Origin of the sequence: Kitasatospora sp. McL0602, from assembly GCF_052076145.1 — a bacterium.
Taxonomy (GTDB): Bacteria; Actinomycetota; Actinomycetes; order Streptomycetales; family Streptomycetaceae; genus Kitasatospora.
In genome coordinates this window covers 4,504,696-4,530,434 of sequence record NZ_CP197246.1, presented here as the reverse complement: position 1 = coordinate 4,530,434, position 25,739 = coordinate 4,504,696, and the positions used below count along the sequence as shown (strand labels likewise).

Below are 25,739 nucleotides of genomic sequence, written 5' to 3'. Positions count from 1 at the left end.
CCCTCTTTCGTAAGTCGAAAGGTGTTCATCTGGTCTGAGGGGGCCTGGGGGCGGGCCGGCTGCACCTTGGGGCAGCCGGCCCAACCTCCGTCAGACCTCTTCGACGCTGCTCGGCTCGCGCCGGGACAGGTCAATGCCGAGCTCCTCGGCGGCGCGGAAGACGTCCTCGTCGGAATCCCGCATCTCGATGGACGAGCCGTCCGAGGACAGCACCTCCACGTTGAGGCAGAGCGACTGCATTTCCTTGATGAGGACCTTGAAGGACTCAGGAATGCCGGGCTCGGGGATGTTCTCGCCCTTGACGATGGCCTCGTAGACCTTCACGCGGCCGAGCACGTCGTCGGACTTGATGGTGAGCAGCTCCTGGAGGGCGTAGGCAGCGCCGTACGCCTCGAGGGCCCACACCTCCATCTCACCGAATCGCTGACCACCGAACTGCGCCTTACCACCGAGCGGCTGCTGGGTGATCATCGAGTACGGACCGGTCGAACGGGCGTGGAGCTTGTCGTCGACCAGGTGGTGCAGCTTGAGGATGTACATGTAGCCGACCGAGACCGGCATCGGGAACGGCTCACCGGAGCGGCCGTCGAACAGCCGGGCCTTGCCGGTGGAGTTCACCAGGCGCTCACCGTCACGGGTGAGGGTGGTGTGGTCCAGCAGGCCCGTGATCTCGTCCTCGCGGGCGCCGTCGAAGACGGGGGTGGCGAGGTTGGTGCCACCCTCGACCGTGTCGGCGCCGATGACCTGCAGGCGCTTGGCCCACTCGTCGGCGAGACCGGAGACGTCCCAGCCCTGCTTGGCGAGCCACCCGAGGTGGATCTCCAGGACCTGTCCCGGGTTCATTCGGGACGGGACACCCAGCGGGTTCAGGATGATGTCGACCGGGGTGCCGTCCTCGAGGAACGGCATGTCCTCGACGGGGAGGATCTTGGAGATGACACCCTTGTTGCCGTGACGGCCGGCCAGCTTGTCACCGTTGGTGATCTTGCGCTTCTGGGCCACGTAGACCCGGACCAGCTGGTTGACGCCCGGCGGCAGCTCGTCGCCCTCTTCGCGGTCGAAGACGCGGACACCGATGATCTTGCCGGACTCACCGTGCGGCACCTTCAGCGAGGTGTCGCGGACCTCACGGGCCTTCTCACCGAAGATGGCGCGCAGCAGGCGCTCCTCCGGGGTCAGCTCGGTCTCGCCCTTGGGCGTGACCTTGCCGACCAGGATGTCACCGGTGGTGACATCGGCGCCGATGCGGATGATGCCGCGCTCGTCGAGGTCCGCGAGGACCTCCTCGGAGACGTTCGGGATGTCCCGGGTGATCTCCTCCGGGCCCAGCTTGGTGTCACGGGCGTCGACCTCGTGCTCCTCGATGTGGATCGAGGAGAGGACGTCGTCCTGCACGAGGCGCTGCGACAGGATGATCGCGTCCTCGTAGTTGTGACCCTCCCAGGACATGAACGCCACGAGGAGGTTCTTGCCGAGGGCCATCTCGCCCTCGTCGGTGCAGGGGCCGTCGGCGAGGACCTGGTGGACCTCGACCCGGGCGCCCTCGTCCACGAGCACCTTCTGGTTGAAGGCGGTGCCCTGGTTGGAGCGGGTGAACTTGGCGGCGCGGTACGTGGTGTACGTGCCGTCGTCGTTCGCCACGGTGACGTAGTCGGCGGAGACCTCCTGCACGACACCGGCCTTCTCGGCCACGATCACGTCGGCGGCGTCGACCGCACAGCGGTACTCCATGCCGGTGCCGACCAGCGGGGCCTCGCTCTTCAGCAGCGGCACCGCCTGACGCATCATGTTGGAGCCCATGAGCGCGCGGTTGGCGTCGTCGTGCTCCAGGAAGGGGATCATCGCGGTGGCGACGGACACCATCTGGCGCGGCGAGACGTCCATGTAGTCGATCTCGGTGCCGGGGATGTAGTCGATCTCCCCGCCACGGCGACGGACCAGGACACGCGGCTCGGCGAAGGTCAGCTCGTCGGTCAGCGGGGCGTTGGCCTGCGCGATGACGAAGCGGTCCTCCTCGTCGGCGGTGAGGTAGTCGACCTGCTCGGTCACGACACCGTCGACGACCTTGCGGTACGGGGTCTCGATGAAGCCGAAGGCGTTCACCCGGCCGTACGAGGCCAGCGAGCCGATCAGACCGATGTTCGGGCCTTCAGGGGTCTCGATGGGGCACATGCGGCCGTAGTGCGACGGGTGGACGTCACGGACCTCGAAGCCGGCGCGCTCGCGGGACAGACCACCGGGGCCCAGCGCGGACAGACGACGCTTGTGGGTCAGGCCCGACAGCGGGTTCGTCTGGTCCATGAACTGGGACAGCTGGCTGGTGCCGAAGAACTCCTTGATGGAGGCGACGACCGGCCGGATGTTGATCAGGGTCTGCGGCGTGATCGCCTCGACGTCCTGGGTGGTCATGCGCTCGCGCACGACGCGCTCCATGCGGGCGAGACCCGTACGGACCTGGTTCTGGATCAGCTCGCCGACGTTGCGCAGGCGACGGTTGCCGAAGTGGTCGATGTCATCGACCTCGACGACGATGTCGCGCTGCTCGTCGCGCCACTCGGTCTCGCCCGCGTGCAGCTTCACCAGGTACTTGATCGCACCGATGATGTCGGGCTCGGTGAGCACGCCGGAGTCCAGCGACTCGCCGTTGCCGAGCTTGCGGTTGACCTTGTAACGGCCGACCTTCGCGAGGTCGTAGCGCTTCGGGTTGAAGTAGAGGTTCTCCAACAGCGTCTGCGCGGCCTCGCGGGTCGGCGGCTCGCCAGGGCGCAGCTTGCGGTAGATGTCGAGCAGCGCGTCGTCCTGGCCCTGGGTGTGGTCCTTCTCCAGGGTGGCCCGCATCGACTCGTACTCGCCGAACTCCTCGAGAATCATCTCGTTGGTCCAGCCGAGGGCCTTGAGCAGCACGGTGACCGACTGCTTGCGCTTGCGGTCGATGCGGACACCGACCATGTCGCGCTTGTCGATCTCCATCTCCAGCCAGGCACCACGCGAGGGGATGACCTTGCAGGAGAAGATGTCCTTGTCGGACACCTTGTCCAGGGAGGAGTCGAAGTAGACACCGGGGGAACGGACGAGCTGCGAGACGACGACACGCTCGGTGCCGTTGATCACGAACGTGCCCTTGTGGGTCATGAGCGGGAAGTCGCCCATGAAGACCGTCTGAGACTTGATCTCACCGGTCTCGTTGTTGGTGAACTCGGCAGTGACGAAGAGCGGGGCCGCGAACGTGAAGTCGCGGTCCTTGCACTCGTCAATGGAATTCTTCGGCGGCTCGAAACGGTGGTCGCGGAAGGTCAGCGACATCGACCCGCTGAAGTCCTCGATCGGGGAGATCTCTTCGAAGATCTCCTCCAGACCGGACTTCGTGGGGACGTCCTGACCACTCTCCAGGGCCGCCTCGACCCGGGACTTCCAGGCCGCATTGCCGAGCAGCCAGTCAAAGCTCTCGGTCTGCAGGGCCAGGAGGTTCGGGACCTCGAGGGGCTCCTTGATCTTCGCGAAGGAGACGCGGAGCGGGGCGGTGGAATTAGCGTTGTTCGAGGCGTTGCGCGGCGCGGCCAAGAGGGGGGTCCTTCCGAGGGCTCGGAGCTCACTGCGCGCATACCGGCCGGCTCTTGTCGGGTTCGGTGCCACCCTCTGCTCGGTGGGTCTCAGCCGGGATGATCTCCCAGGTCAGAGCCGCTTCGCGGAGGTGGTGCCAGACCCCGTCAGGGCAACGCAGACTCCGGGCGACGAGTCACGGAGCAGCTAACAGGCAGCGCAAAGGGACAGTGTAGCCAAAAGGCACACTGCTGTCCAGTCCTGATTCGGAGACCGAATCGGACACTCCCTCCGGTAGCCACCCGGGCGGCCCGGCCCCTTGTCAAGAGCCGCTCCGCAGGGGTGGTCCCTGCCTTCGCACAACCATCGACCCGGGGAGCCCCGGGCCGCCGTACCTCACGTGGTGTCACTTCCCACCGGGGCCGCTGAATATGCATCCAGGGCCGCCTCGGTCGGCAGTGCAGTCCGCTGTGGGGCGCGCCTTGAGAATCGCGCGCCCCGTGCCGTTCGTCAAGGCCCTCGCCGGAGCGTGGACCTCGCACTGCCTATCGCCGCAGGCCCCCCGGGCGTTACAGAACCCATGGTGGGAGGCCTTCCGGCAACAGCGATCACCATACCCGGCAGCACCGACAGTGGCCGAGTGCACAATCGGCCAGACTGACGAAGTCCGGCCCCCGCACCCCTCGTCCGGGTACGCAAAAAGGCCGGGCCGACCACCCGCAGGGGTGATCGGCCCGGCCCAGCGCCCCCTCAGAGGGGGCAGCAAGTCACTTGACGGTGACCTTGGCGCCAGCGGCCTCGAGCGTGGCCTTGGCCTTCTCGGCAACGTCCTTGGCAACCTTCTCCAGAACCTTGGCACCAGCGGTGTCAACGAGGTCCTTGGCCTCCTTCAGGCCGAGGGAGGTCAGGGCGCGCACCTCCTTGATGACCTGGATCTTCTTGTCGCCCGCGCCATCGAGGATGACGTCGAACTCGTCCTGCTCCTCGACGGCCTCGGCGGCGGCGGCCGGACCGGCCGGGCCGGCGGCGACGGCGACGGCGGCGGTGACGTCGAACTTCTCCTCGAAGGCCTTCACGAACTCAGAGAGCTCGATGAGGGTCATCTCCTCGAACTGCGCGAGCAGGTCGTCCTGGGACAGCTTCGCCATGATGGCGTCCTTCCACTAAATCGGCAGGTGGTGCCGGATGTACGGATTGGCGGGCGTACGGGCCCGCAGCGAGGGCGTGATGCCCACCGACTACTCGGCGGCAGCGTCCTCGGCGGCGGGAGCCGGCGTACCGGCACCGCCCTGCTCGACCTTGTCGCGAAGCGCGTCCACGGTGCGGACGAGCTTCGAGGGCAGGGCCTGGAAGACCGCGGCAGCCTGCGAGGGCTTGGCCTTCAGGGCACCCGCCAGCTTGGCGAGCAGCACCTCGCGGGACTCGAGGTCCGCGAGCTTCTTGATGTCATCGGCGGACAGCGCCTTACCATCAAGGACACCGCCCTTGATGATCAGTGCGGGGTTCTCCTTGGCGAAGTCACGCAGAGCCTTCGCCGACTCCACCGGGTCACCGGTGACGAAGGCAACAGCCGTCGGACCCGCGAACAGGTCGTCCAGCTGGTTGATCCCGGCCTCGTTGGCCGCAATCTTGGTCAGCGTGTTCTTCACCACGGCGTAATCGGCGTTGTCACCGAGCGAGCGGCGAAGCGTCTTGAGCTGCTTCACCGTCAGACCGCGGTACTCGGTCAGCACGGCCGCGTTGGACGAACGGAACATCTCCGTCATCTCCGCGACAGCTGCAGCCTTGTCGGGCCTAGCCATAGGCGTACGCCTCCTTCCGTGATGTAGAAGTCGGGCCGACCGCGAGTGTCGACCATTCCCACCTCGGACGCGCCGGTCGAAGGAAGCCCCTGCAGAAACAGTGAGAGCCCCAGTGCGCAGGCGCACGGGGCTCTGAATGACCTCGACAGTCACACGGCGGACCGTGCGGACCGGAAGTCCAAGCTCCAAACACTCCTGCGCGGGCCATCTGCGACAAATCGCAGATCCTTCGGCCGCCCCGCACCCTCTCAGGCGTGGAACGACAACCAGCGGTCTTTGGCAGCCTTCACCGTACTCGACCCGGGGCGCTCCGGCCAAATCGTCCCCGGCACGAGGTTTGAGCCGGGCCTCAGCCGGTGACCTCGGGCAGGCTCCCCCGCCCGGCGTCGAAGGTGTCCGTCTCCCCCGGCGCCTGGACGGAGAGCGAGCTCCCCTCGACGTCGCTGTAGCGGACGGTGTCGTCCAGCTTGGCCGTGCCCGAGCCGCCGGTGCGGCGGAGCTGGACGAGCTCGTCCTTGTCCCCCAGCCAGAGGTCCAGCGTCAGCGTCGTCCGGCCGCCCTGCGCGAGGGCCGCGTGCAGTGCGTCCCGGCGCGGTCGGCTGAGCTGGGTCTGCGCGGCGACGTACGCGTCCACCGTGGTGACGACCCGGTAGTGCCGGCAGGTGGTGTCGCCGAGCTTCTCCTCCCCCACCAGCACCGGGCTGTCCGACGCGGCGGCGGCGGTCAGCGCCACCACCGGGTTGAGCCGGTCCACCAGCGCCGCGTACGGCACCTCACCGGTCGCCGTGACGTACTTCTCCCAGTGCCGGCCGCCGAGCCGGGCCGCCGTCGCCTGGTCGCCCCCCACGTACGCGGTGGTGTCAAGCACCATCAGCTGGTTGGTGGCGCCCGTCCGCTGGAGCTGGAGCACCGTCTTGGGCGCCCAGAAGAGCATCCCCGTCGCGCTGCTGCCGTCCAGCAGGTAGCTGAATCTGGCCCGCCGGGCGGTGTGCATCGCCAGCTGCCCCGAGAGCAGCACACCGTGCGGCGAGCGGTCGGTCGGGGTCGCCAGCGCCGAGGGCGAGGCGGAGGCCGACGGCGAGGGTGCGGGCGCCGGGGCCTGGGCGCTCGCGCAGGCCGTCGCCGCGAGCAGCAGCAGCCCGGCCGACGCCACGGCCCTGGGCCACCCTCGTACCACCGCCATCGACTTCCTCCTGCTGCTCGGCGCGGCCTCCCACCATGCCACGCCCCGCCCGCCCGTCAGCCGTCGGTGCCGGACTTGAGCATGTCGGCGAAGTCCATCACGTCCGAGGCGGCCGGGGCCTGCACCGAGCCCGCCGAGCCGAGCTTGCCGTAGCCGATCGTCACCGGCTCCTTGTTGCCGTTGCCGACGTTGCTGCTCTGCTGCTGGACGAGCTCGCCCCGGCCGTTGATCCAGAAGTCGGTGCTGACGGACGGGTTGTTCTTCTTCAGGGTGTCGGTGACCTGCTTGCGGAGCACGTCGCTCAGCCCCGGCATCGCGTTCACCAGGGCCTCGACCGGCAGCTCGCTGTGGAAGCGCACCGCGTCGGCCCCGCCGACCTGCTCGGTGCCGACCTTGCCGAGCTTCCCGGCCGCCGCGTTCGCGGCCAGCTGCACCGCCGGGTTGAGCGTCTGCAGCATGGTGGCCATCGACCCGGCGTCCTCGCTGCCCGGCGCGGCCTTGCCCTGCCCGGCGGCCACCGCCTTCGGGTCGATCCGCAGCCAGTGCTTGCCGCCGAAGCCCGCAGCCGTCTCCTCGTCCACCCCGATGTACATCGTGTCAGCGGTGACGAGCAGCTTCCCCGGGCCGTCGCCCGAGGCCATCGTCAGCTCGAAGGCGGCGGGCGCCTTCCAGCTGTACACGCCCGTGCCGTTGGCACCGGCACCGACGCCGCTCATCGTGAGCTGGGCGCTGCCCGCCTTCTCCATCACGGCGGCCGCGGCCAGCAGCGCGTCCTTCGGCGCGAGAGCGGCCACCTGCGCCGTCCCCCCGGCCGGGGCGGCGGCCCCCGCCGAGGAGGCCGCCGGCGCTCCCGTACCGGTGGCCGGAGCCGCCCCCGCGGCCGAACCCGAGGCCGTGGCCGTGCCCGACGGCGCCACCGGAGCGGCTCCCGGAGCCGAGCCCTTACCGCCGCTGCCGCAGGCCGTCAGGCCCCCCAGCAGCAGAGCCGAAGCGGCCACGGCCGACGCGATACGCACAGTACGCACAGCAAACCCCCCACGTTCTCTCATCGAGCTCCAGCGGACTCTAACCGAAACGACGGCGGGCCCGTACCCCCCGAAGTAGGGGGTACGGGCCCGCCGTGCGGACTGAGCTGCGCCCAGGACGCGGCTACCCGATCAGAGCTGTGAGGCTCAGAGGGAGGCCGGGTCCTCCTCGGTGAGGAGGTTGCGGGTGCGGTTCGGGTCGACCTGGATGCCGGGGCCGATCGTGGTGGAGATCGCGGTCTTCTTGATGTAGCGGCCCTTGGCGGCGGACGGCTTGGCCCGGAGGACCTCGTCCAGCGCGGCGGCGTAGTTCTCGACCAGCTGCTCGTCGGTGAAGGAGGCCTTACCGATGATGAAGTGCAGGTTCGAGTGCTTGTCGACGCGGAACTCGATCTTGCCGCCCTTGATCTCGTTCACTGCCTTGGCAGTGTCCGGGGTCACGGTGCCGGTCTTCGGGTTCGGCATCAGGCCACGGGGACCGAGCACGCGGCCCAGGCGGCCGACCTTGCCCATGAGGTCCGGGGTGGCGACGACGGCGTCGAAGTCGAGGCGGCCCTTGGCAACCTCGTCGATGAGCTCGTCCGAGCCGACGATGTCGGCGCCCGCAGCACGCGCGGCCTCGGCACGCTCGCCGGTCGCGAAGACCAGGACCCGAGCGGTCTTACCGGTGCCGTGCGGAAGGATCACGGTGCTGCGGACCATCTGGTCGGCCTTGCGCGGGTCGACGCCCAGACGCATGGCAACCTCGACGGTGCCGTCGAACTTGGAGGTGGAGGTCTCCTTCGCGAGGCGGATGGCCTCGAGGGGAGCGTAGAGACGGCTGCGGTCGACCTTGACGTCCGCGGCCTTCAGAGCCTTGCTGCGCTTCACTGCTTCTCCTGAAGGTGAATGGAGGAGTCGTGGTGTCTACGGGCCGCGCTGGGCCCTACCACGGAGATGACTGGGGGCTGTCAGCCCTCGACGGTGATGCCCATCGACCGAGCGGTGCCGGAGATGATCTTCTCCGCAGCCTCGATGTCGTTGGCGTTCAGGTCGGGCATCTTCAGCGTGGCGATCTCACGGACCTGAGCGGCGCTGAGCTTGGCCACCTTGGTCTTGTGCGGCTCCGGGGAGCCCTTCTCCACGCCGGCGGCCTTCAGGATGAGGCGCGCGGCCGGCGGCGTCTTCGTGATGAAGGTGAAGGAGCGGTCGTCGTAGACCGTGATCTCCACCGGCACGATCATGCCGCGCTGCGACTCGGTCGCAGCGTTGTAGGCCTTGCAGAACTCCATGATGTTGACGCCGTGCTGACCGAGCGCGGGGCCGACCGGCGGGGCGGGGTTGGCCGCGCCAGCCTTGATCTGGAGCTTGATAAGCCCAGTGATCTTCTTCTTCTTGGGAGGCATTTCTCTCCGGGTCCTTCTGAGAGGGGACTGTCGATGCGTGTACCGGCCGGAGCGACACCCGGCCGGGGGTACACACATCGGACCAGGCTAACGCGGATGCGCCGCTGGACCAAAACGAGTTGAGGGGGGCGAGGGCCGAAGCCCCGCCCCCCTCAGCCCGAAGGCTGATGGATCAGTTCTTCTGGATCTGGTCGAAGGAGAGCTCGACCGGGGTCTCGCGGCCGAAGATCTCGACCAGGCCCTTGACCTTCTTCGAGTCCGGGTTGATCTCGTTGATGGTCGCCTGCAGCGTCGCGAACGGACCGTCGGTGACGGTGACGGAGTCGCCGACCTCGAAGTCGAGCACCTGGATCTCGCTGGGCTTGACCGGCGAGGGCCGGCCCGCGTCCTTGGCCGCCTGGCGCTCCACGTCGGGGGCGAGCATCTTGACGACCTCGTCCAGCGTCAGCGGGTACGGGTCGTACGCGTTGCCGACGAAGCCGGTGACACCGGGGGTGTTGCGGACGACGCCCCAGGACTCCGGCGTGAGGTCCATGCGCACCAGGACGTAGCCGGGGAGCTTGTTCTGGCGGATGGTCTTGCGGTCGCCGTTCTTGATCTGGACGACCTCCTCCTGCGGCACCTCGGACTGGAAGATGTAGTCCTCGACGTTCAGGGAGACCGAGCGCTGCTCCAGGTTCTGCTTCACCCGGTTCTCGTAGCCCGCGTAGGTGTGGATGACGTACCACTCGCCCGGGGCGGTGCGGAGCTCCTCGCGGAACTTGGCGACCGGGTCGACCTCGACCTCGTCTTCTGCCTCGGCCTCGACCTCGGCCTCGACCTCGTCGGCCTGCTCCTCGGCGGTCTCGGCGTCGGCGGCAGCCTCGTCGTCGAGCTCGTCGGCCTCGCCGGCCTCGACGGTCTCGTCGCCGTCCAGCTCGTCCTCGGTCACCTCGTGCAGGGCCGCCGACTCGGCCGGCTCACCCGCCTCTGCCTCGTCCGCAGCCTCGACCTCGTCGAGGTCGGCGTCGGCCGCATCGAGGATCTGCTCCGCAGCCTCGGCGTCAGCAGCCTCAGCCGCGTCCAGCTCGGCGGCGACATCCGCCTCGCGGACGGTCTCGTCGGCGTCGTACAGGGGGGACTCAGACACTGTGGCTGCTTCTTTCCTGGGATGTAGATGGAACGGCTCCGAGGCACCCGAGGCCCTCACGGGCCCGCGTGGGCGCGACTCGGATGACTCAACAGTACCGAGTCAACGGTACTGGGCTCATCCGGACCGCGCAGACGGCTCGACCCGGGCTGCGCCAGAGGAGATCTGGGGCAACCCGGGTCGGGGGTGGTGCGAAGCTCTGTGCGAGAGGTCAGCCGAAGATCCACAGGCTGAGCTTGGAGAGGCCGTAGTCCATGCCGGCCACGACGCCCATGATCACGACGACGAAGACCACCACGACACTGGTGTACTGCAGGAGCTCGTTGCGCGTCGGCCAGACGACCTTGCGCAGCTCTGCGATGATCTGCCGGTAGAACAGCGCGGCTCGGGCGAAGATGCTCTTCTTCGCGCGCTTGCCGCCCTTCTTCTCACCGTCGCCACCGGCGGCCTTGTTCGCCCGCTTCCGGTCGCGTCGCGAGAGCGTCTCCTCGCCGTCGACGGGCGGGACCGCGTCGGCCACGCCGTCGGGGTTGCCGCTCTCAGGCGTTGCGGTGGAGCCCGTGGCTTCCGTCACTCGTCCTCACCTGAATCCGGGTCCTGCCGAGCGTCGCCTACGTGCCTGGTGGAGCACGAGCGATCCGGCGAAAGCAGTGCTTGGTTTTGGGCCCTCTCCGCATCAAGCCCGCTCGCTCTGTGGAGCGAACGGGCTAGGTACGGATCAAGCAGCAGGGCAAGAGGGACTTGAACCCCCAACCGCCGGTTTTGGAGACCGGTGCTCTACCAATTGAGCTATTGCCCTACGGTGCCTCGCGGCTCCGGAGATGACCACCAACCTACCGCATCCCGGCCTCGGCGTGATGTACGCGTCGGACGGAACCGCACTTCGGGAGCCATCGAGCAGTGAGTGTACGGGTTCTTGCGCGTTTGGTCGAACCCCATTCACCAAAGGCCCACCTGAAGGGGGTTGGGGGTACTGCCAAACGCACGCATCGTGGACCGACCGGTACATATGTTGAAACAGCCGTGCTCGGGCCGCGCCGGTTCTGCGACGATGCAGGTATGAGCGCTCCCACCCCCGCCCCCCGTCCCGCCGACCGCCGCGTCTCGGCCCGGATCGGCGCGATCGCCGAATCCGCGACCCTCGCCGTGGACGCCAAGGCCAAGGCCCTCAAGGCGGCCGGCCGTCCCGTGATCGGCTTCGGCGCGGGCGAGCCCGACTTCCCGACGCCGGGTTACATCGTCGAGGCCGCCGTCGCCGCCTGCCAGGACCCGAAGTACCACCGCTACACCCCGGCGGGCGGCCTGCCCGAGCTGAAGGCCGCGATCGCCGCCAAGACGCTGCGCGACTCCGGCTACCAGGTGGACGCCTCGCAGGTGCTCGTCACCAACGGCGGCAAGCAGGCCATCTACAACGCCTTCGCCGCGATCCTCGACCCGGGCGACGAGGTCATCGTCCCGGCGCCGTACTGGACCACCTACCCGGAGTCGATCCAGCTCGCGGGCGGTGTGCCGGTCGAGGTGATCTCCGACGAGACCACCGGTTACAAGGTCTCGGTGGAGCAGCTGGAGGCCGCGCGGACCGAGAACACCAAGGTCGTGCTCTTCGTCTCGCCCTCCAACCCGACCGGCGCGGTCTACACCGAGGCCGAGGCCGAGGCGATCGGCCGCTGGGCGCTGGAGCACGGCCTCTGGGTGCTCACGGACGAGATCTACGAGCACCTGGTCTACGGCGACGCGAAGTTCACCTCGCTGCCCGCGCTGCTGCCCGAGCTGGCCGACAAGTGCATCGTCGTCAACGGCGTGGCCAAGACCTACGCCATGACCGGCTGGCGGGTGGGCTGGATGATCGGTCCCAAGGACGTGGTGGCCGCCGCCGCGAACCTCCAGTCGCACGCGACCTCGAACGTCTCCAACATCGCGCAGGTCGCCGCGCTGGCCGCCGTCTCCGGTGACCTCTCGGCCGTCCACGAGATGCGGACCGCCTTCGACCGCCGCCGCAAGACCATCGTGCGGCTGCTCAACGAGATCGAGGGCGTCTTCTGCCCCGAGCCGCAGGGCGCGTTCTACGCCTACCCGTCCGTCAAGGGCCTGCTGGGCAAGGAGATCCGCGGCAAGCGCCCGCAGACCTCCGCCGAGCTGGCCGCGCTGATCCTGGACGAGGCCGAGGTCGCCGTCGTCCCCGGTGAGGCCTTCGGCACCCCCGGCTACCTGCGCCTGTCTTACGCGCTCGGCGACGCCGACCTGGCCGAGGGCGTCGGCCGGATGCAGAAGCTGCTCGGCGAGGCCCGCGCCTGACGGTCCTCCGACCGACGGCCTCCTGACCGACAGCCCGTGCCCCGGAACCGCCCTCGTCACCCTCACTCGAAAGAGGGACTTGATGGGGGCGGTTCTCTTTTGCGGCCCGGATGCGGCAGTATCGATAAATGGATCTCCCACGCGACGTCCGCGCCCTTCCGAAGGCCCATCTGCACCTGCACTTCACCGGCTCGATGCGGCCCGCAACGCTGCTGGAGCTGGCCGACAAGCACCGCGTCCGGCTCCCCGAGGCGCTCGCCTCCGGGCAGCCGCAGCAGCTCGACGCGACGGACGAACGCGGCTGGTTCCGCTTCCAGCGGCTCTACGACACCGCCCGCTCGGTGCTGCGGGACGAGTCCGACATCCGCCGCCTGGTGCAGGAGACCGCCGAGGACGAGCGCACCGACGGCTCCCGCTGGCTGGAGATCCAGGTCGACCCGACCTCGTACGCGCCCCGGCTCGGCGGGCTGATCCCCGCGCTGGAGCTCATCCTGGACGCTGTCCGGGAGGCCTCGGCGGCCACCGGGGTCGGGATGCGGGTGCTGGTCGCCGCGAACCGGATGAAGTCCGAGATGGACGCCCGGACGCTGGCCCGGCTCGCCGTCCGCTACACCGACCAGGGCGTGATCGGCTTCGGGCTATCCAACGACGAACGGCGGGGCCTGGCACGGGAGTTCGACCGGGCCTTCGCGATCGCCCGCAAGGGTGACCTGCTGGCCGCCCCGCACGGCGGGGAGCTGGCCGGGCCCGACTCCGTCCGGGCCTGCCTGGACGACCTGGGCGCCGGGCGGATCGGGCACGGCGTGCGAGCGGCGGAGGACCCGCGCCTGATGCAGCGGCTCGCGGACCGGCAGATCACCTGTGAGGTGTGCCCCGCCTCCAACGTCTCGCTCGGCGTCTACGAGAGCGCCGAGCAGGTCCCGCTGCGGACGCTCTTCGAGGCCGGGGTCCCGCTCGCGCTGGGCGCCGACGACCCCCTGCTCTTCGGCTCCCGGCTGGCCGAGCAGTACCACCTCGCCCGCGAGGTGCACGGCTTCACCGACGCCGAACTCGCCGAGCTGGCCCGGCAGTCCGTCCGCGCCACCCGCGCCCCGGAGGACGTCCAGAAGCAGCTGCTCGCCGACATCGACGCCTGGCTGTCCCCTACAGGCTGACGCCCACCGTCACCGGTTCGTTGACCAGCTCCACGCCGAAGGCGGCCCGCACGCCGTCCCGGATCTCCCGGGCCAGCGCCAGCAGGTCGGCCGTGGTGGCGGCGCCGCGGTTGGTGAGGGCGAGGGTGTGCTTGGTGGAGAGCGTCGCCGGGCCGGTGCCGTAGCCCTTGGTGAAGCCCGCCTGGTCGATCAGCCAGGCCGCCGAGGTCTTGGTGCAGCCGTCGGGGGCGGGGTAGGCGGGGGCGGTGCGGCCGTCCAGGCGGGTCCGGAAGGCGGCGTACTCGTCGGGGGTCAGCACGGGGTTGGTGAAGAACGAGCCGGCGGACCAGGTGTCGTGGTCGGCCGGGTCGAGGACCATGCCCTTGCCCGCCCGCAGCCGCAGCACGGTCTCGTACGCCTGCCGCAGGGCGACCCGCTCGCCCGCCTCGACGCCGAGCGTGCGGGCGACCTCGGCGTACCGGACCGGGGAGGAGAGGCCGCCCGCGTCCTCCAGGGCGAACCGCACCCTCAGCACCACGTACCGGTCCGGCGAGGCCTTGAAGCGGCTGTGCCGGTAGGAGAAGCCGCACTCGGCGCCGCTCAGCGTGACCGTCTCGCGGGCCTCGCGGTCGTACGCGACGACCTCGGTGACCGTGCTGGCCACCTCCTGGCCGTAGGCGCCGACGTTCTGCACCGGGGTCGCCCCGGCCGAGCCGGGGATGCCCGCGAGGAACTCGACACCGGCCAGCCCGGCGTCGACGGTGCGGGCGACCGCCTCGGACCAGACCTCGCCCGCCGCCAGCTCCAGCGTGCTGCCGTCCAGCTCGAAGCCGGTGCTGGCGACCCGCAGGACGGTGCCGTCGAAGCCGGCGTCCCCGATCACCAGGTTGGAGCCGCCGCCGATCACCAGCAGCGGCTCACCCGCCTCGTCGGCCGCCGCGACGGCGGCGACGATCTCGGCGTCGGTGACGGCCGTCACCAGTCGGCGGGCCGGGCCGCCGAGCCGCAGGGTGGTGAGCCGGGCGAGGGGGGCGTCCTGTTCTACATGCACGCGCCCCAGCGTAGCCGGGCGCGGCAGGCTGCCCCGAACGATCTGACGCACCAACAACGGGAGGGCCGTTCCCCTGGGTGGGGAACGGCCCTCCGTCGTAGCTGCGGCGCCTCAGGTGAGGCGCACGACCGCCCGGGACATGCCGAGCACCTTCTGGCCACCGGTGGTGGCCACCAGGTCGACCCGGACCTTGCGGTCGTCCAGCAGGGCGGCGACCTTGCCGGTGACCTCGATCACGGCGCCCGTACCGTCGTTGGGGACGGGGACGGGGCGGGTGAAGCGGACGCCGTACTCGACGACCGCGCCCGGGTCACCGACCCAGTCGGTGACGACGCGGGCGGCCTCGGCCATGGTGAACATGCCGTGGGCGATGACGTCCGGGAGGCCGACCTCCAGGGCGAACTTCTCGTTCCAGTGGATCGGGTTGAAGTCGCCCGAGGCGCCCGCGTACTGCACCAGCGTGGCGCGCGTCACGGGGAAGCTCTGCGCGGGCAGCTCGGTGCCGACCTCGACCTCGTCGTAGCTGATCGCCATGGGTCTACTCCCCCGCCTCGTCGGCGGCGCGGGCCACCAGGGTCATGATGGACGTCACCACGTGCTCGCCGGTGGCGTCGTGCACCTCGCCACGGACGGAGAGCACGTCGTTGCCCGCGAGCGACTTGATGGAGTCGATCGTCACACCGACCGAGAGCCGGTCACCGGCCCGCACCGGGCGGGTGTAGGCGAACTTCTGGTCGCCGTGCACCACCCGGGTGAAGTCCAGGCCGAGCTCCGGGTCGTTCACGACCTGGGCGGCGGCCTGATAGGTGATCACGAACGGGAAGGTCGGCGGGGCGATCACGTCCGGGTGGCCCAGCGCCTTGGCCGCCTCCGGGTCGGTGTACGCCGGGTTGGCGTCGCCGATCGCGACGGCGAACTCGCGGATCTTCTCGCGGCCCACCTCGTACGGTGCGGTGGGCGGGTACGTCCGGCCGACGAACGACTGGTCGAGCGGCATGGGCAACTCCTCCGGTCCTGCTGATACGGGAGCACTTCTGGAGACGGAAAAAGCTCCAGCCCGCGCCCCTGGCGGGGTGCGGGCTGGAGCCTAAGGCCTTGTCACACAGGCCCGTTGAAGCCCTTACGGGGTCAGCGGGTCTCGCGGTGCGCGGTGTGCGAGTTGCAGCGGGGGCAGTGCTTCTTCATCTCAAGACGGTCCGGGTCGTTACGCCGGTTCTTCTTGGTGATGTAGTTCCGCTCCTTGCACTCCACGCAGGCCAGCGTGATCTTCGGGCGGACGTCGGTGGCAGCCACGGGAGTGCCTTCCTGAACAAATGAATAAGAACACGACAAGAGTAGCCGATCGGGAGTTCGACTCCCGATCGACTACGCGGGGTAGCGGTGACCGGACTTGAACCGGTGACACAGCGATTATGAGCCGCTTGCTCTACCAACTGAGCTACACCGCTTTGATGATCAGCACCCACGCCGAGGCGTGAACCCTTCTCACCAGAGCCCCCATGCGGAATCGAACCGCAGACCTTCTCCTTACCATGGAGACGCTCTACCGACTGAGCTATAGGGGCGAACGAGGAAGAGATTACACGTTTCCGGGCCAGAGGTGAAATCCGTATCCGACGCGGAAGATCGCAGGCCAGCAGCCCGAACGAGCACGCCGATCGAGGACGCCAGTTCGACGCCGCCTGCGATGACGCGGGCGCACGCCTTTCGCGACGCGCGGCCGCCTTCCGGGCGACCCGCCCCTCCTCCCCCTAGGCTCGACCGGTCGGTCCTAGTGATCGTCCGGGCCCCGGGGCACGCCCTGGGCCCGCCGGAGAGCGAGGAGCCGGCCGATGACCGCTGACAGCGCACCAGCCGAGGACCCGCACCACGAGCCGGGCCAGGCCCCCAACCCACTCGGGCACGGGCCCGTCCTGCTGCTCACCGGTGCCAAGCTCGCCGACGGCCGGGTGGTCGACGTCCGGATCAGCGGCGACCGCATCCAGGCCGTCGGCACCGTCGGCAGCCTCGGCCCGCTGCCCGCCATGCCCGGCGCACCGACCACCACCACCGGCGCCCGGATCGACCTCGGCGGCTACCTGCTGCTCCCCGCCCCCGCCGAGCCGCACGCCCACTACGACGTCGCCTTCGCCGCCGCCCACCCCGCCCCGCCACCCGACACCCGGACCGACCTCGTCCGCCGGATCACCGAGGCCGCGCTCACCTCCCTCGGGTACGGCGCGACCGCCCAGCGCACCCACGTCCGGATCGGCGACGTGCACGGGCTGCGCCGCCTGGAGGCCGTCCTGACCGCCCGGCAGTCGCTGCGCGGGCTCGCCGAACTCCAGGCCGTCGCGATGCCCCGGCTGCTCACCGGCCTCGCCGGGGCCGACGGGCGGGCCCAGCTGCGGGACGCCCTCAAGCTCGGCGCGACGGCCGCCGGCGGCTGCCCCGACCTCGACCCCGACCCGGCCGGGTACGTGCAGGTGCTGCTCGAAGCCGCCCGCGAGGCCGACTGCCCCGTCGACCTGCACACCGCTGCCACCGACCCCACCACGCTGGCCCGGCTTGCCGCCGCCCTCGCCCCGCTCCGGCCACGCGTCACCCTCGGCCCCTGCTCCGCCCTCACCCCCGGCGGCGCGACCGTCCTCGCCACCGCCGGAATCCGGCTGGTGCTGCTCCCGCAGAACGGCAGCTGCACCGGCCTCGAAGGCCCGGCCATCGGCCTGCGCCCCACCCTCGTACGGGAGTTGGCCGCCGCCAGGGTGCCGTTCGCGGCGGGCAGCGGCGCCCTGCGCGACCTCTCCAACCCCGCCGGACGCCCCGACCCGCTGGAGGCCGCCTACCTGCTCGCCGCCGGGGGCGTGCTCACCGCCGACGCGGCGTACGAGAGCATCTCCGGCCAGGCCCGCGCCGCCCTCGGCCTGCCCGTCGTCCGGATCGACGCGGGCTTCCCCGCCGAGCTGCTCGCCGTCCGCGGCGACAGCCTCCCGGGCGCACTCGCCGGCGGCCACAGCAGGCTGGTGGTGCACAGCGGACGGATCGTCAGCCGCACCAGCGCGGTACGGGAGTTCGCCGACACCGTCGCCCTCGCACTGCCCCGGCAGGGCAGCCCCGGGTAGTCACCGGCACTCCTCCAGCTGGGGCCGGACGCCCGCGAGCAGGGGCGACCCGTCAGGCGTTCTCGGGGGCGGGGATGCGGTCGCGCTCCGACCGGGTGGTCGGCTCACCGCGGCGGACGGAGCCCGGGGCGCGGCGGGAGGGGTGGTCGGCGCGTCCGGCGGAGCTGAGCTGCCAGGGGACGCTGATCACCATCACGCCGGGGGTGAAGAGCAGGCGGCTCTTCAGCCAGAGCGCGGACTGGTTGTGCAGCAGGTTCTCCCACCAGCGGCCGACGACGTACTCGGGGATGAAGACCGCGACCGCGTCCCGGGGGCTGGTGCGGCGGATCGAGCGGACGTACCCGACGACCGGCTTGGTGATCTCGCGGTACGGCGAGTCGAGCACCTTGAGCGGCACCTGGATGCCGTGTTCGAGCCACTGCTCGCGCAGCGCGTCCGTGGCGTCCTGCTCGACGGCGACGCTGACGGCCTCCAGCTCGTCCGGGCGGAAGGCCTGGGCGTAGCCGAGCGCCCGCAGGGTGGGCTTGTGCAGCTTGGAGACGAGCACGATGCCGTGCACCCGGGAGGGGCGGACGGACTCGGCGTCCGCGTCCTCGACGGCGAGCTCCTCGGCGACGCGGTCGTAGTGGCGGCGGATGCCGCGCATCATCACCCAGAGGACGACGGCGGCGACGACGGCCAGCCAGGCGCCCTGGGTGAACTTGGTGAGCAGCACGATCACCAGCACCAGCGCCGTGACGAACGCGCCGAACCCGTTGATCACCCGGGAGCGCTGGGCCGAGGCCCGGACGGCGGGGTCGGTCTCGGTCGCCAGGGCGCGGTTCCAGTGCCGGACCATGCCGATCTGGGAGAGCGTGAAGGAGGTGAAGACGCCGAGGATGTAGAGGTGGATCAGGCTGGTGACGTCGGCGTCGTAGAGCCAGAGCAGGCCACCGGCCACCACGGCGAGCGCGATGATGCCGTTGGAGAAGGCCAGCCGGTCGCCGCGGGTGTGCATCTGCCGGGGCAGGTAGCGGTGTTCGGCGAGGATCGAGGCCAGCAGCGGGAAGCCGTTGAAGGCGGTGTTCGCCGCCAGGATCAGCACCAGCGCGGTGACGGCCTGGATGAAGTAGAAGAGGATGCTCCGGTCGCCACCGAAGATCGCGGCGGCGAGCTGGGCGATCACGGTCGGCTGCGCGAAGGTGGAGCAGTCGCCGGTGACGCCGGTGAGCCGGCAGGCGCTGTCGACGTAGTGGACCTTGGATATCAGGGCCAGCGCGGTGATGCCGATGAACATCACCACGGCGGTGATGCCCATGACGGACATCGTGCTCGCGGCGTTCTTCGCCTTCGGGGTGCGGAAGGCCGGCACGCCGTTGGAGATCGCCTCGACGCCGGTCAGCGCCGTGCAGCCGGAGGCGAAGGCCCGCAGCCCGAGCATCAGCAGGCCGAGACCGGCCAGGCTATCCTTGCCGTCGACCGGCAGGATGCCCATCCCGGCGCTGGAGGCGACGGGCGCGTCGCCGAACGCCAGCCGGACGAACCCGGTGACGACCATCAGCAGGATGCCGCCGATGAAGAGGTACGTCGGCGCCGCGAAGGCCTTCCCGGACTCCCGTACGCCACGCAGGTTCATCGCCGCGAGCAGCACCACGAAGCCGACCGACAGGACGACGCGGTAGCCCGCGATGCCCGGGAACGCCGAGATGATGTTGTCGACGCCGGAGGCGACGGAGACCGCGACGGTCATCACGTAGTCCACCAGCAGCGAGGCGGCCACCACGAGCCCCGAGTTCGCCCCGAGGTTCTTCGAGACCACCTCGTACGACCCGCCACCGCTCGGGTAGGCGTGCACGACCTGGCGGTAGGACATCACCACGACCGCCATCAGCGCGACGACGCCGGCGGCCACCCAGGGGCTCAGGTAGAGGAATGCGGAGCCACCGACGGTGAGCACCAGCAGGATCTCCTGGGTGGCGTAGGCCACCGAGGAGAGCGGGTCGGAAGCGAAGATCGGCAACGCCAGCCGCTTGGGCAGCAGCGTCTCGCCCAGCTCTTCGCTGCGCATGGCCTTACCGATCACTAGGCGCTTGAGCGCCTGGGGCACGTTGAACACATGGGCGAGCGTATGCCGCTGCGGCGGCGCGGAAATGGGCCGTCGCGGCGCGCTACGAAGGGCCGTTCCGCCCTTTAGGAGCACTGTTTCCGCAGGCCAGAGGAGGTAGGGCGATTCGGCGGCGCCCTCGCCGGGGCGCTGGACCGGGCCCCGTTAAGGGTCCGTCAAGATATCGAGTCACAATCGGTCATTACGGGCAATTGTCACGGAACGACGGATGTCTGTCTGCTAACGGCCCATCAGTTCTTCCTTGCTGCGTCCGGCCCCACCGCATCCGCTTGCTACATCCGCAGCCGGAGGCGGCAGACCACCGCGTCGGTGTGGCGGCGCAGCGCGCGGTCGATGACGGCACCGCGCTGGTTCTGCAGGGCCCGCTGCCAGAACCGGGCCGGCTCGACCTCGGCGATCAGCACGGTGATCCGGTCGTACGCGTGCTCGGCGGCGAGCGTCGACGTACGCGGTGATCGGCCGCCCGAGGCGCCGGTGCGCGTCCGGGATCTCGACCAGCGGCACGCCGGGCCACCACAGCTCCCAGTCCCGGCGGAGCGTCTCGGCGGCCTGCCGGTCCTCCGCGTCGGGGGCGGTGTGGACGACCGGCACCGCGAGCACCTCGTCGCCGAGCGAGACGGCGGCCGAGAGCGCGTCCCGGGTCAGCTGGGAGATCGCGGTGACGGGCACCACCACCAGCGAGCGCTGCCGCGTCACCGCCCCCGGGATGCGGCCCAAACCCGAGCCCGTAGCTCCCCGCGGCGGCCAGCACCAGCACCACCGCCTCCGGGCCGTAGGCGACGGAAGCCATCGCGTCGAGCGAGAGGGCCGCGAGGCCGCCGAAGGCGCTGAGGTGGTCCCGGGCCTCGGCGGTTGCCTGGTCCGGCTCTGTGGTGGTGGTCGTGCTGGTAGCGGTGGACATCGGTCAGAATTTCTTGCTCGTCGCCAGCCACTGGCGGGAAGGGAGTGGACGCGGACCCGGCGGCGGTGCCCGCCCAGCCGAGTTCGGCGTACCGCTGGACCACGAAGCCGTCCAGGAGAGCCAGGCCGCACCGCCGACCAGTGGCACGGCCGACGGAAGCGAGCGCACGCCGAGTGCCCCGCTCAACACGGCGTACGTGCCGAGCGCGAACCAACTCGGGTGCGCCTCACCGATCGAGGCGAGCAGCGCCGCCGACACCGCACCGTGGCGCAGGCTCGGACCGCAGGTGCCAGACGGCCCGCCGGTGGTACGACTCCAGCTCCCGCTGCAGCGCCGGCCTCGGCACCGCCAGCACCGGGCAGGCCGCGTGCCGCAGGCAGTACCGCGCCACCGACCGCCGGTACCAGCTCCCCCGCCCGGCCCCGAGCACCAACAGGTCGTCCGGCCGGTCCGCCGTCGCCACCAGCGCCGCACCGGCCTCCCCCCGGACCAACTGCGACGTCAGCCGCACCCCGGCGCCCGCCCCCGCGAACGCCTCCTCCAGCGCCGTACGCAACCGCCCGGCCGCCCCCTCCCGCACCGCCGCCAACAACGGCGGACACGGCGAACGCCGGTACCCGTGCTCACCCCCGGGCGGCAGCCACGCCAACACCGCGACCACCTCGGCCCCCGTCCGCCGCGCCTCCCCGACCGCCCGGTGCAACGCCGCCAGACTCCCCAGCGACCCGCCCACTCCCACCACGATCCGCCGCCCCGCCGACTCCCCAGCCCCAGCCCCGCCGCCGCTGCCCATCTCCACCCTCACTCCGCTCGACCCCCACCAGTCGAACAGCCCCCACCCCCCTGATCCCCCACCCTTGACGCCCCCCTGACGGCCACCCACCCGATCCGTACGCCACCCTGACGGCCGCAGCGGGGGGCCGTGGCGCTCACACGGCGGGTTCCGGCCCGGAACGCAAAACAGGACCGGCCCCGATCGGCGTTTCCGCTGATCAGGGCCGGTCCGTTATCCGGTGGCTGGTGAAGGGTTCGAACCTTCGTAGGCTACGCCGACAGATTTACAGACCGCTGACGGGACGGGGAGTGACCTCGCGCGACACGTCCAGCAGCCTCACACGGTCCGCCGCTGGTCCGGATCTTTCCTGTCGCTTCCGATGCCACACAACCAGCAGTAGCGGTTCGATACTCCGACACATCTGCCACGACACAGCCGCCCACAGTGCGTCACTGTCACCGTTACACACTGCACCCTCACCCAAACAGTGCCAACTTGCGCGCGCCTCAGAAGCCCCACGGGCTGCGTCAGGCTTTTCGGATCAATCAGTTTCGGTGATCTTCTGGCTGCCCTAACGTAGAGACCGAGGGCTTCAGGCCAGACTGGGCCGCTCCGAACCTGACAGGCGTCAGGCACAGCAACGTACCCAAGTCAACTCAAATGGGGCATTTGATCATCAGTTGCCTTGCATAGTCGAGGCAGAGGAGGGTACGGTTTTGACTGAACCCATCAAGCAAGACTGCCCAGACTGTGGACGCGTGGTGTACGAGCAGGGGGCACACCACATGATCGAAGCCGCGCGCATGACTGACGGCAGGTACCCGGCCGACGAGTACCTCAATAGTCTCCTTGCCTCAAATAAACCCGCTGAGCTCGACCGCCTTGCAAATCTTCTCATTCGACTTGAACACTATGCCCATCGCGGGACGCTTGAAATTCCCAGAGAGCTAAATGAGCTTCGCGATGGGATGTGGGAATTCAAAGCGGGAAGAGATCGGCTGCCTTTCTTCAATCTCGAAGAAAGCCCATCCGGGGCCCTGCGACTCACTCACGGATTCTACAAGAAGCAGCAGGAGACTCCTCACAAGGAAATCAATATGGCCCTAAAGGTTCGACGAGAGGACCTGGAGTCATGACTTCCCTCTATGAGCGCATGGCTAGCTCGCCCAGCGGCGCTCGAATGCTAGCGGGGGCGCGCTTGAAGCATGAAGCCTTGCGTTCGCTCCATCAAGCCCTTCTGGCGTCAGGAATGTCTCAAAGCGAGCTCGCCGAGAAGCTCGGCGTAGGCAAGTCAGCCGTAAACCAGACTCTGCGCGGAGACGGCAACGTAAGAATTAAAACCTTGGCAGAGTATCTACATGCTATGGGATTCGAATTGGATCTCACGATTGTAGATGCTGGCGAGCCTCGAAAAGCCCTCGTTGAAGGGCGCGAGGCAAGCCCAGCACTGCCAAGCGCGCCATCCCCTGAAACAGTCTCGCCCGCTCCGGATAATTCCCGCGAAGTTGTCCAGGTGATAAAGGCTGGTGAAACCAGGTCACTGCTCGTCGAGGTGATGATGCACAGCATCAACGACGCACAGTCGTCGTTCCACTTCGAAGGACAGGTGCACGTAGTGGACCTGTCCAACCCTACACCTGGGCTGACCAGGTCACCCAAATCCTTCCAGCCGCTAGGCACGCCAAAGGTGGTCGCATGACGACTCAGAGCACCGTGCGACAAGAACAGCTGGAAGAATTTGCGCAAGCCGTTGAACTGCAGAATGTTGCAACGCAGGAATGCAGCGCGTCGCGCCATTCGGACGAGAATCCTTCGAGGGTTAACATCTCACTTGAGTCCGGGGTGCTTCCGCTACCGGATGGGATCAACTACAGATTCAGCATCAAGTGCGATTTGGCAAGCGACTCTAACGATTCCGTGGCCAACCTGACCGCTTCGGTGATCGCCAAATTTTCGCTGCAGCCTGGAGTCGATCCGGATCCAACGGTTTTGAGCGCATTTGGCAATACCATCGGGATCATGGCGTCTTACCCGTACCTCCGGCAGATCATCCATGACATGGCGGCGCGGGTAGGGCTTCAAGGCCTCACCTTGGGTTTGCTCAAGCAAGGCTCAGAGACACCGATTGCGGTTTCCATGGCTCTACCCACTCCTCCGTCGGCATCCAACTGACAGGGGGGCGGAGCGGTTTTGGCCGGTGTCCTGTCTGGTCTGGGGCCGGGCATGATCGGGGGGCCGTAAGCTGTTGCGACTCGGTCAGGGCTTTTGGGCCTGACCGCAATTTGGCCGAGTGGCCCCCCGGTCTTGCTCGGCGCGGGTCCCGGTCCTGGCAGGTGGGTAAAACCGTGGAGCCGCCCGCCCCCAGCCACCCTGCTGCCCCGTTCTGGCGGTCGCGTCGGGACCGGGCGCCAGCCCGCACGCCCGGCGTCGGCCGCCGGGGACGGGTCAAGGGCGCGCTGCGCGCCCTTGACCCGGCCAACGGCCAACCGCTCACCAGCTGGGACGAAGCCCTCGACGACCTCGACCAGGACCCCGACGCCGAACCCCTGCACCTCGCCCGCTTCGGCACCCAGCTCGACGCACAGGGCGTCCTCATCGGGTCCCCACAGGCCGCCCGCTGCGTCCGGTATCTGACCAAGTACCTGACCAAGTCCGTGGCCGAGTGCCACACCCCCGCCGGCGCCCCCGAGCTCGACCACGTCGACCGCCTCGCCGCCGAGCTCCGCTGGGAACCCTGCGCACCGACCTGCGCCAACTGGCTGCTCTACGGCGTCCAGCCCAAGAACGCCCACCCCGAGCTCAACCCCGGCAACTGCCGCGCCCGCGCCCACAAGCGCGAACACCTCGGCTACGGCGGCCGCCGCGTCCTCGTCTCCCGCAAGTGGTCCGGCAAGACCCTCACCGACCACCGCGCCGAACGCCGCGCCTGGGTCCTGGACGTCCTCGGCGACACCGCCACCCGCCCCGACCCCACCCGCTACCTCTGGGCCCTCGTCCGCCCCGGCGACCCCGACGCCACACCCCTCGCCACCCGCCTCCTCCGAGCCGTCGCCGAACGCGTCCGCTGGCGCCAAGAACTCGACCAAGCCCTCGTCCTGGCCAACGGCCCCGACCACTCGACCGACCTCGAAAGGACGGCAGCATGACCACCACCGCAGCTGGCTTCCTCAAGCTCCCCGCCGTCCTGGAAGAGATCGGCATGAGCCGCGCCGCGTTCTACCGCATGCGGGCCCGGGGCAAGGCGCCGAAGTGCCGCAAGCTGCCCAACGGTCAGCTGCGCTTCAAGCGTGCTGACCTCGACACTTGGTGGGACGCGCAGGAGGAGACCCGGTGACCTCCTCGTACAAGGTGCAGTTCTGGGAGCACAGGGTGCGCACCGACCGGCGGAAGCCCTTCATGGTCCGGTGGACCGTGGCCGGTCTGGAGTTCTCCGAGTCGTTCCTGACCAAGACTCAGGCTGACGGCAGGAAGGCTCAGCTCATCCTCGCGGCTCGCTCACACGAGCCGTTCGACACCGAGACTGGCCTACCGCTCTCGGAGCTGCGGGAGGCGAACGACGTCAACTGGTACCAGCACGGCCGCAACTACGTCGAATCCCGATGGGATGGCGCCCCGGCCAAGACCCGGACGACGTGGGCCGACGCACTGGCGAGCGTCACCTTCGAGCTGGTCAAGAGCAAGGCTGGCATGCCCGACAAGCGTCTCGTCCGACGGGCCCTCTACAGCTGGGCCTTCAACATCAACAACTGGGCTGAGGAGCCCCCGCCCGAGATGGCCAAAGCGCTCGCCTGGGTGGCCAAGCACTCCGTCAAGGTGTCCGCCTTGGAAGAACCGAAGGTGGTCCGGCAACTGCTGGCCGCGCTCTCGGTGAAGCTCGACGGCACTCGGGCGGCGCCGTCGGTGATCCTCCGGAAGCGGCGGATCATGAACCACGTCCTGGGTCAGGCGGTGGAGGACGGCCTCCTGACCGCCAACCCGCTGCCGCTGGTCCAGTGGCAGCCCCCACAGGTGGAGGAGGAGGTCGACCCCGAGTACGTCATGAGCCCCGAGCAGGCGGCCGCGATGCTGGCTGCGGTCGACCGTCAGGGACGGCGGGGCCCGCGACTCGTGGCGTTCTTCGGGTGCATTTACTACGCGGGGATGCGCCCGGCGGAGGTCGTGCACCTGCGGAAAGACCGGTGCGTGCTGCCGGCGAAGGGGTGGGGAAGCTCAACCTCAATGGCAGCAGCCCCCGCGTCGGGTCCTCCTGGACGGACAACGGCACGTCCCACGACTCGCGGGGGCTGAAGCGGCGCCCGGAGAAGGCCACCCGGCC

The 25,739-nt window shown here is 69.3% G+C and carries 24 protein-coding genes, 3 tRNA genes and 1 pseudogene; 9 read left to right on the top strand and 19 right to left on the bottom strand.

The window, feature by feature from the left end:
* Window positions 1-90 precede the first annotated feature (90 nt).
* The 10 genes from rpoB to ACR68M_RS20720 all read right to left on the bottom strand — a co-directional run bounded on the left by rpoB (window position 91) and on the right by ACR68M_RS20720 (window position 10,863).
* Window positions 91-3,561, bottom strand: a complete 3,471-nt coding sequence (gene rpoB / locus ACR68M_RS20765; protein WP_441245612.1) for a DNA-directed RNA polymerase subunit beta — start codon at window positions 3,559-3,561, stop codon at window positions 91-93.
* Between the two features lie 746 nt (window positions 3,562-4,307).
* Window positions 4,308-4,688 (bottom strand): 50S ribosomal protein L7/L12, encoded by a 381-nt coding sequence (gene rplL, locus ACR68M_RS20760; RefSeq protein WP_441245611.1) that lies wholly within the window; start codon window positions 4,686-4,688, stop codon window positions 4,308-4,310.
* Between the two features lie 90 nt (window positions 4,689-4,778).
* A complete protein-coding gene (gene rplJ / locus ACR68M_RS20755; RefSeq protein WP_441245610.1) occupies window positions 4,779-5,342 on the bottom strand; it encodes a 50S ribosomal protein L10 in 564 nt (187 codons plus the stop codon).
* Window positions 5,343-5,691: 349 nt separating this feature from the next.
* The gene (locus ACR68M_RS20750; RefSeq protein ID WP_441245609.1) at window positions 5,692-6,525 is read right to left on the bottom strand and encodes a hypothetical protein; all 834 of its coding nucleotides are present in this window, start codon (window positions 6,523-6,525) and stop codon (window positions 5,692-5,694) included.
* Window positions 6,526-6,581: 56 nt separating this feature from the next.
* Window positions 6,582-7,523: a hypothetical protein gene (locus tag ACR68M_RS20745; RefSeq protein WP_441245608.1), complete on the bottom strand. Its 942-nt coding sequence runs from the start codon at window positions 7,521-7,523 to the stop codon at window positions 6,582-6,584.
* Between the two features lie 174 nt (window positions 7,524-7,697).
* Window positions 7,698-8,420 (bottom strand): 50S ribosomal protein L1, encoded by a 723-nt coding sequence (gene rplA / locus ACR68M_RS20740; protein WP_441245607.1) that lies wholly within the window; start codon window positions 8,418-8,420, stop codon window positions 7,698-7,700.
* Window positions 8,421-8,500: 80 nt separating this feature from the next.
* Entirely contained in the window at window positions 8,501-8,935 is a 435-nt protein-coding gene (gene rplK / locus ACR68M_RS20735) for a 50S ribosomal protein L11 (RefSeq protein WP_441245606.1), read from the bottom strand.
* A gap of 172 nt (window positions 8,936-9,107) precedes the next feature.
* On the bottom strand, window positions 9,108-10,064 hold the full coding sequence (gene nusG, locus ACR68M_RS20730; RefSeq protein ID WP_441245605.1) for a transcription termination/antitermination protein NusG: 957 nt from the start codon (window positions 10,062-10,064) through the stop codon (window positions 9,108-9,110).
* A 211-nt stretch (window positions 10,065-10,275) separates the two neighbouring features.
* Window positions 10,276-10,638, bottom strand: a complete 363-nt coding sequence (secE, locus tag ACR68M_RS20725) for a preprotein translocase subunit SecE (RefSeq protein WP_441245604.1) — start codon at window positions 10,636-10,638, stop codon at window positions 10,276-10,278.
* Window positions 10,639-10,790: 152 nt separating this feature from the next.
* Window positions 10,791-10,863: transfer RNA gene (locus ACR68M_RS20720), tRNA-Trp, on the bottom strand.
* A 260-nt stretch (window positions 10,864-11,123) separates the two neighbouring features.
* On the opposite strand from ACR68M_RS20720, the gene ACR68M_RS20715 reads away from it, so the two are divergent.
* Window positions 11,124-12,359 (top strand): pyridoxal phosphate-dependent aminotransferase, encoded by a 1,236-nt coding sequence (locus tag ACR68M_RS20715; RefSeq protein ID WP_441245603.1) that lies wholly within the window; start codon window positions 11,124-11,126, stop codon window positions 12,357-12,359.
* 128 nt (window positions 12,360-12,487) lie between these two features.
* Entirely contained in the window at window positions 12,488-13,513 is a 1,026-nt protein-coding gene (locus ACR68M_RS20710) for an adenosine deaminase (RefSeq protein ID WP_441245602.1), read from the top strand.
* Here the strand turns inward: ACR68M_RS20710 and ACR68M_RS20705 are convergent.
* From ACR68M_RS20705 to ACR68M_RS20680, 6 genes are all read right to left on the bottom strand, one after another.
* A complete protein-coding gene (locus ACR68M_RS20705) occupies window positions 13,503-14,543 on the bottom strand; it encodes a UDP-N-acetylmuramate dehydrogenase (RefSeq protein ID WP_441245601.1) in 1,041 nt (346 codons plus the stop codon). The genes ACR68M_RS20710 and ACR68M_RS20705 overlap by 11 nt on opposite strands.
* Window positions 14,544-14,654: 111 nt before the next feature.
* Window positions 14,655-15,077: a MaoC family dehydratase gene (locus ACR68M_RS20700; protein ID WP_441245600.1), complete on the bottom strand. Its 423-nt coding sequence runs from the start codon at window positions 15,075-15,077 to the stop codon at window positions 14,655-14,657.
* A 4-nt stretch (window positions 15,078-15,081) separates the two neighbouring features.
* Window positions 15,082-15,540 (bottom strand): FAS1-like dehydratase domain-containing protein, encoded by a 459-nt coding sequence (locus ACR68M_RS20695; RefSeq protein WP_441245599.1) that lies wholly within the window; start codon window positions 15,538-15,540, stop codon window positions 15,082-15,084.
* Between the two features lie 131 nt (window positions 15,541-15,671).
* Window positions 15,672-15,836, bottom strand: coding sequence for a 50S ribosomal protein L33 (rpmG, locus tag ACR68M_RS20690; protein WP_006604855.1), 165 nt, complete (start codon window positions 15,834-15,836; stop codon window positions 15,672-15,674).
* Window positions 15,837-15,918: 82 nt separating this feature from the next.
* A tRNA-Met gene (locus tag ACR68M_RS20685) sits at window positions 15,919-15,991 on the bottom strand.
* Window positions 15,992-16,035: 44 nt separating this feature from the next.
* Window positions 16,036-16,108, bottom strand: a tRNA-Thr gene (locus ACR68M_RS20680).
* Between the two features lie 267 nt (window positions 16,109-16,375).
* Between ACR68M_RS20680 and ACR68M_RS20675 the strand changes: the two genes are divergently transcribed.
* Window positions 16,376-17,644 carry a hydrolase gene (locus ACR68M_RS20675; RefSeq protein WP_441245598.1) on the top strand — a complete coding sequence of 423 codons (1,269 nt, stop codon included), beginning with the start codon at window positions 16,376-16,378 and terminating at the stop codon, window positions 17,642-17,644.
* Window positions 17,645-17,696: 52 nt separating this feature from the next.
* Here the strand turns inward: ACR68M_RS20675 and ACR68M_RS20670 are convergent, their stop codons facing one another.
* The 3 genes and pseudogenes from ACR68M_RS20670 to ACR68M_RS20660 form a co-directional block, all read right to left on the bottom strand.
* Window positions 17,697-19,691: an APC family permease gene (locus tag ACR68M_RS20670; RefSeq protein WP_441251666.1), complete on the bottom strand. Its 1,995-nt coding sequence runs from the start codon at window positions 19,689-19,691 to the stop codon at window positions 17,697-17,699.
* A gap of 329 nt (window positions 19,692-20,020) precedes the next feature.
* A pseudogene (locus ACR68M_RS20665) lies at window positions 20,021-20,468 on the bottom strand (amino acid permease); the annotation flags it as partial.
* A 407-nt stretch (window positions 20,469-20,875) separates the two neighbouring features.
* The gene (locus ACR68M_RS20660; RefSeq protein WP_441251665.1) at window positions 20,876-21,442 is read right to left on the bottom strand and encodes a universal stress protein; all 567 of its coding nucleotides are present in this window, start codon (window positions 21,440-21,442) and stop codon (window positions 20,876-20,878) included.
* Window positions 21,443-22,182: 740 nt separating this feature from the next.
* Here ACR68M_RS20660 and ACR68M_RS20655 point away from each other — a divergent pair.
* The 6 genes from ACR68M_RS20655 to ACR68M_RS20630 all read left to right on the top strand — a co-directional run bounded on the left by ACR68M_RS20655 (window position 22,183) and on the right by ACR68M_RS20630 (window position 25,711).
* Window positions 22,183-22,560, top strand: a complete 378-nt coding sequence (locus ACR68M_RS20655) for a type II toxin-antitoxin system RelE/ParE family toxin (protein WP_441245597.1) — start codon at window positions 22,183-22,185, stop codon at window positions 22,558-22,560.
* A complete protein-coding gene (locus tag ACR68M_RS20650; protein ID WP_441245596.1) occupies window positions 22,557-23,123 on the top strand; it encodes a helix-turn-helix domain-containing protein in 567 nt (188 codons plus the stop codon). The genes ACR68M_RS20655 and ACR68M_RS20650 overlap by 4 nt, the downstream gene beginning before the upstream one ends.
* On the top strand, window positions 23,120-23,596 hold the full coding sequence (locus tag ACR68M_RS20645; protein ID WP_441245595.1) for a hypothetical protein: 477 nt from the start codon (window positions 23,120-23,122) through the stop codon (window positions 23,594-23,596). The genes ACR68M_RS20650 and ACR68M_RS20645 overlap by 4 nt, the downstream gene beginning before the upstream one ends.
* 173 nt (window positions 23,597-23,769) lie before the next feature.
* Complete coding sequence (locus tag ACR68M_RS20640; protein ID WP_441245594.1) at window positions 23,770-24,570, top strand: replication initiator; 801 nt, start codon at window positions 23,770-23,772, stop codon at window positions 24,568-24,570.
* Window positions 24,567-24,758, top strand: a complete 192-nt coding sequence (locus tag ACR68M_RS20635) for a helix-turn-helix transcriptional regulator (RefSeq protein ID WP_441245593.1) — start codon at window positions 24,567-24,569, stop codon at window positions 24,756-24,758. Before ACR68M_RS20640 ends, ACR68M_RS20635 begins: the two co-directional genes overlap by 4 nt.
* The gene (locus ACR68M_RS20630) at window positions 24,755-25,711 is read left to right on the top strand and encodes a hypothetical protein (RefSeq protein WP_441245592.1); all 957 of its coding nucleotides are present in this window, start codon (window positions 24,755-24,757) and stop codon (window positions 25,709-25,711) included. Before ACR68M_RS20635 ends, ACR68M_RS20630 begins: the two co-directional genes overlap by 4 nt.
* Window positions 25,712-25,739 lie beyond the last annotated feature (28 nt).

Bases quoted from the DNA above. Each gene is read 5' to 3' on its own strand.
- rplL (WP_441245611.1), bottom strand. From the start codon at position 4,688: ATGGCGAAGCTGTCCCAGGACGACCTGCTCGCGCAGTTCGAGGAGATG.
- ACR68M_RS20700 (WP_441245600.1), bottom strand. From the start codon at position 15,077: ATGGCGATCAGCTACGACGAGGTCGAGGTCGGCACCGAGCTGCCCGCG.
- ACR68M_RS20635 (WP_441245593.1), top strand. From the start codon at position 24,567: ATGACCACCACCGCAGCTGGCTTCCTCAAGCTCCCCGCCGTCCTGGAA.
- ACR68M_RS20645 (WP_441245595.1), top strand. From the start codon at position 23,120: ATGACGACTCAGAGCACCGTGCGACAAGAACAGCTGGAAGAATTTGCG.
- ACR68M_RS20750 (WP_441245609.1), bottom strand. From the start codon at position 6,525: ATGGCGGTGGTACGAGGGTGGCCCAGGGCCGTGGCGTCGGCCGGGCTG.
- rplK (WP_441245606.1), bottom strand. From the start codon at position 8,935: ATGCCTCCCAAGAAGAAGAAGATCACTGGGCTTATCAAGCTCCAGATC.
- ACR68M_RS20715 (WP_441245603.1), top strand. From the start codon at position 11,124: ATGAGCGCTCCCACCCCCGCCCCCCGTCCCGCCGACCGCCGCGTCTCG.
- ACR68M_RS20660 (WP_441251665.1), bottom strand. From the start codon at position 21,442: ATGGGCAGCGGCGGCGGGGCTGGGGCTGGGGAGTCGGCGGGGCGGCGG.
- ACR68M_RS20650 (WP_441245596.1), top strand. From the start codon at position 22,557: ATGACTTCCCTCTATGAGCGCATGGCTAGCTCGCCCAGCGGCGCTCGA.
- ACR68M_RS20675 (WP_441245598.1), top strand. From the start codon at position 16,376: ATGACCGCTGACAGCGCACCAGCCGAGGACCCGCACCACGAGCCGGGC.
- rplJ (WP_441245610.1), bottom strand. From the start codon at position 5,342: ATGGCTAGGCCCGACAAGGCTGCAGCTGTCGCGGAGATGACGGAGATG.
- ACR68M_RS20710 (WP_441245602.1), top strand. From the start codon at position 12,488: ATGGATCTCCCACGCGACGTCCGCGCCCTTCCGAAGGCCCATCTGCAC.
- ACR68M_RS20670 (WP_441251666.1), bottom strand. From the start codon at position 19,691: ATGCGCAGCGAAGAGCTGGGCGAGACGCTGCTGCCCAAGCGGCTGGCG.
- ACR68M_RS20695 (WP_441245599.1), bottom strand. From the start codon at position 15,540: ATGCCGCTCGACCAGTCGTTCGTCGGCCGGACGTACCCGCCCACCGCA.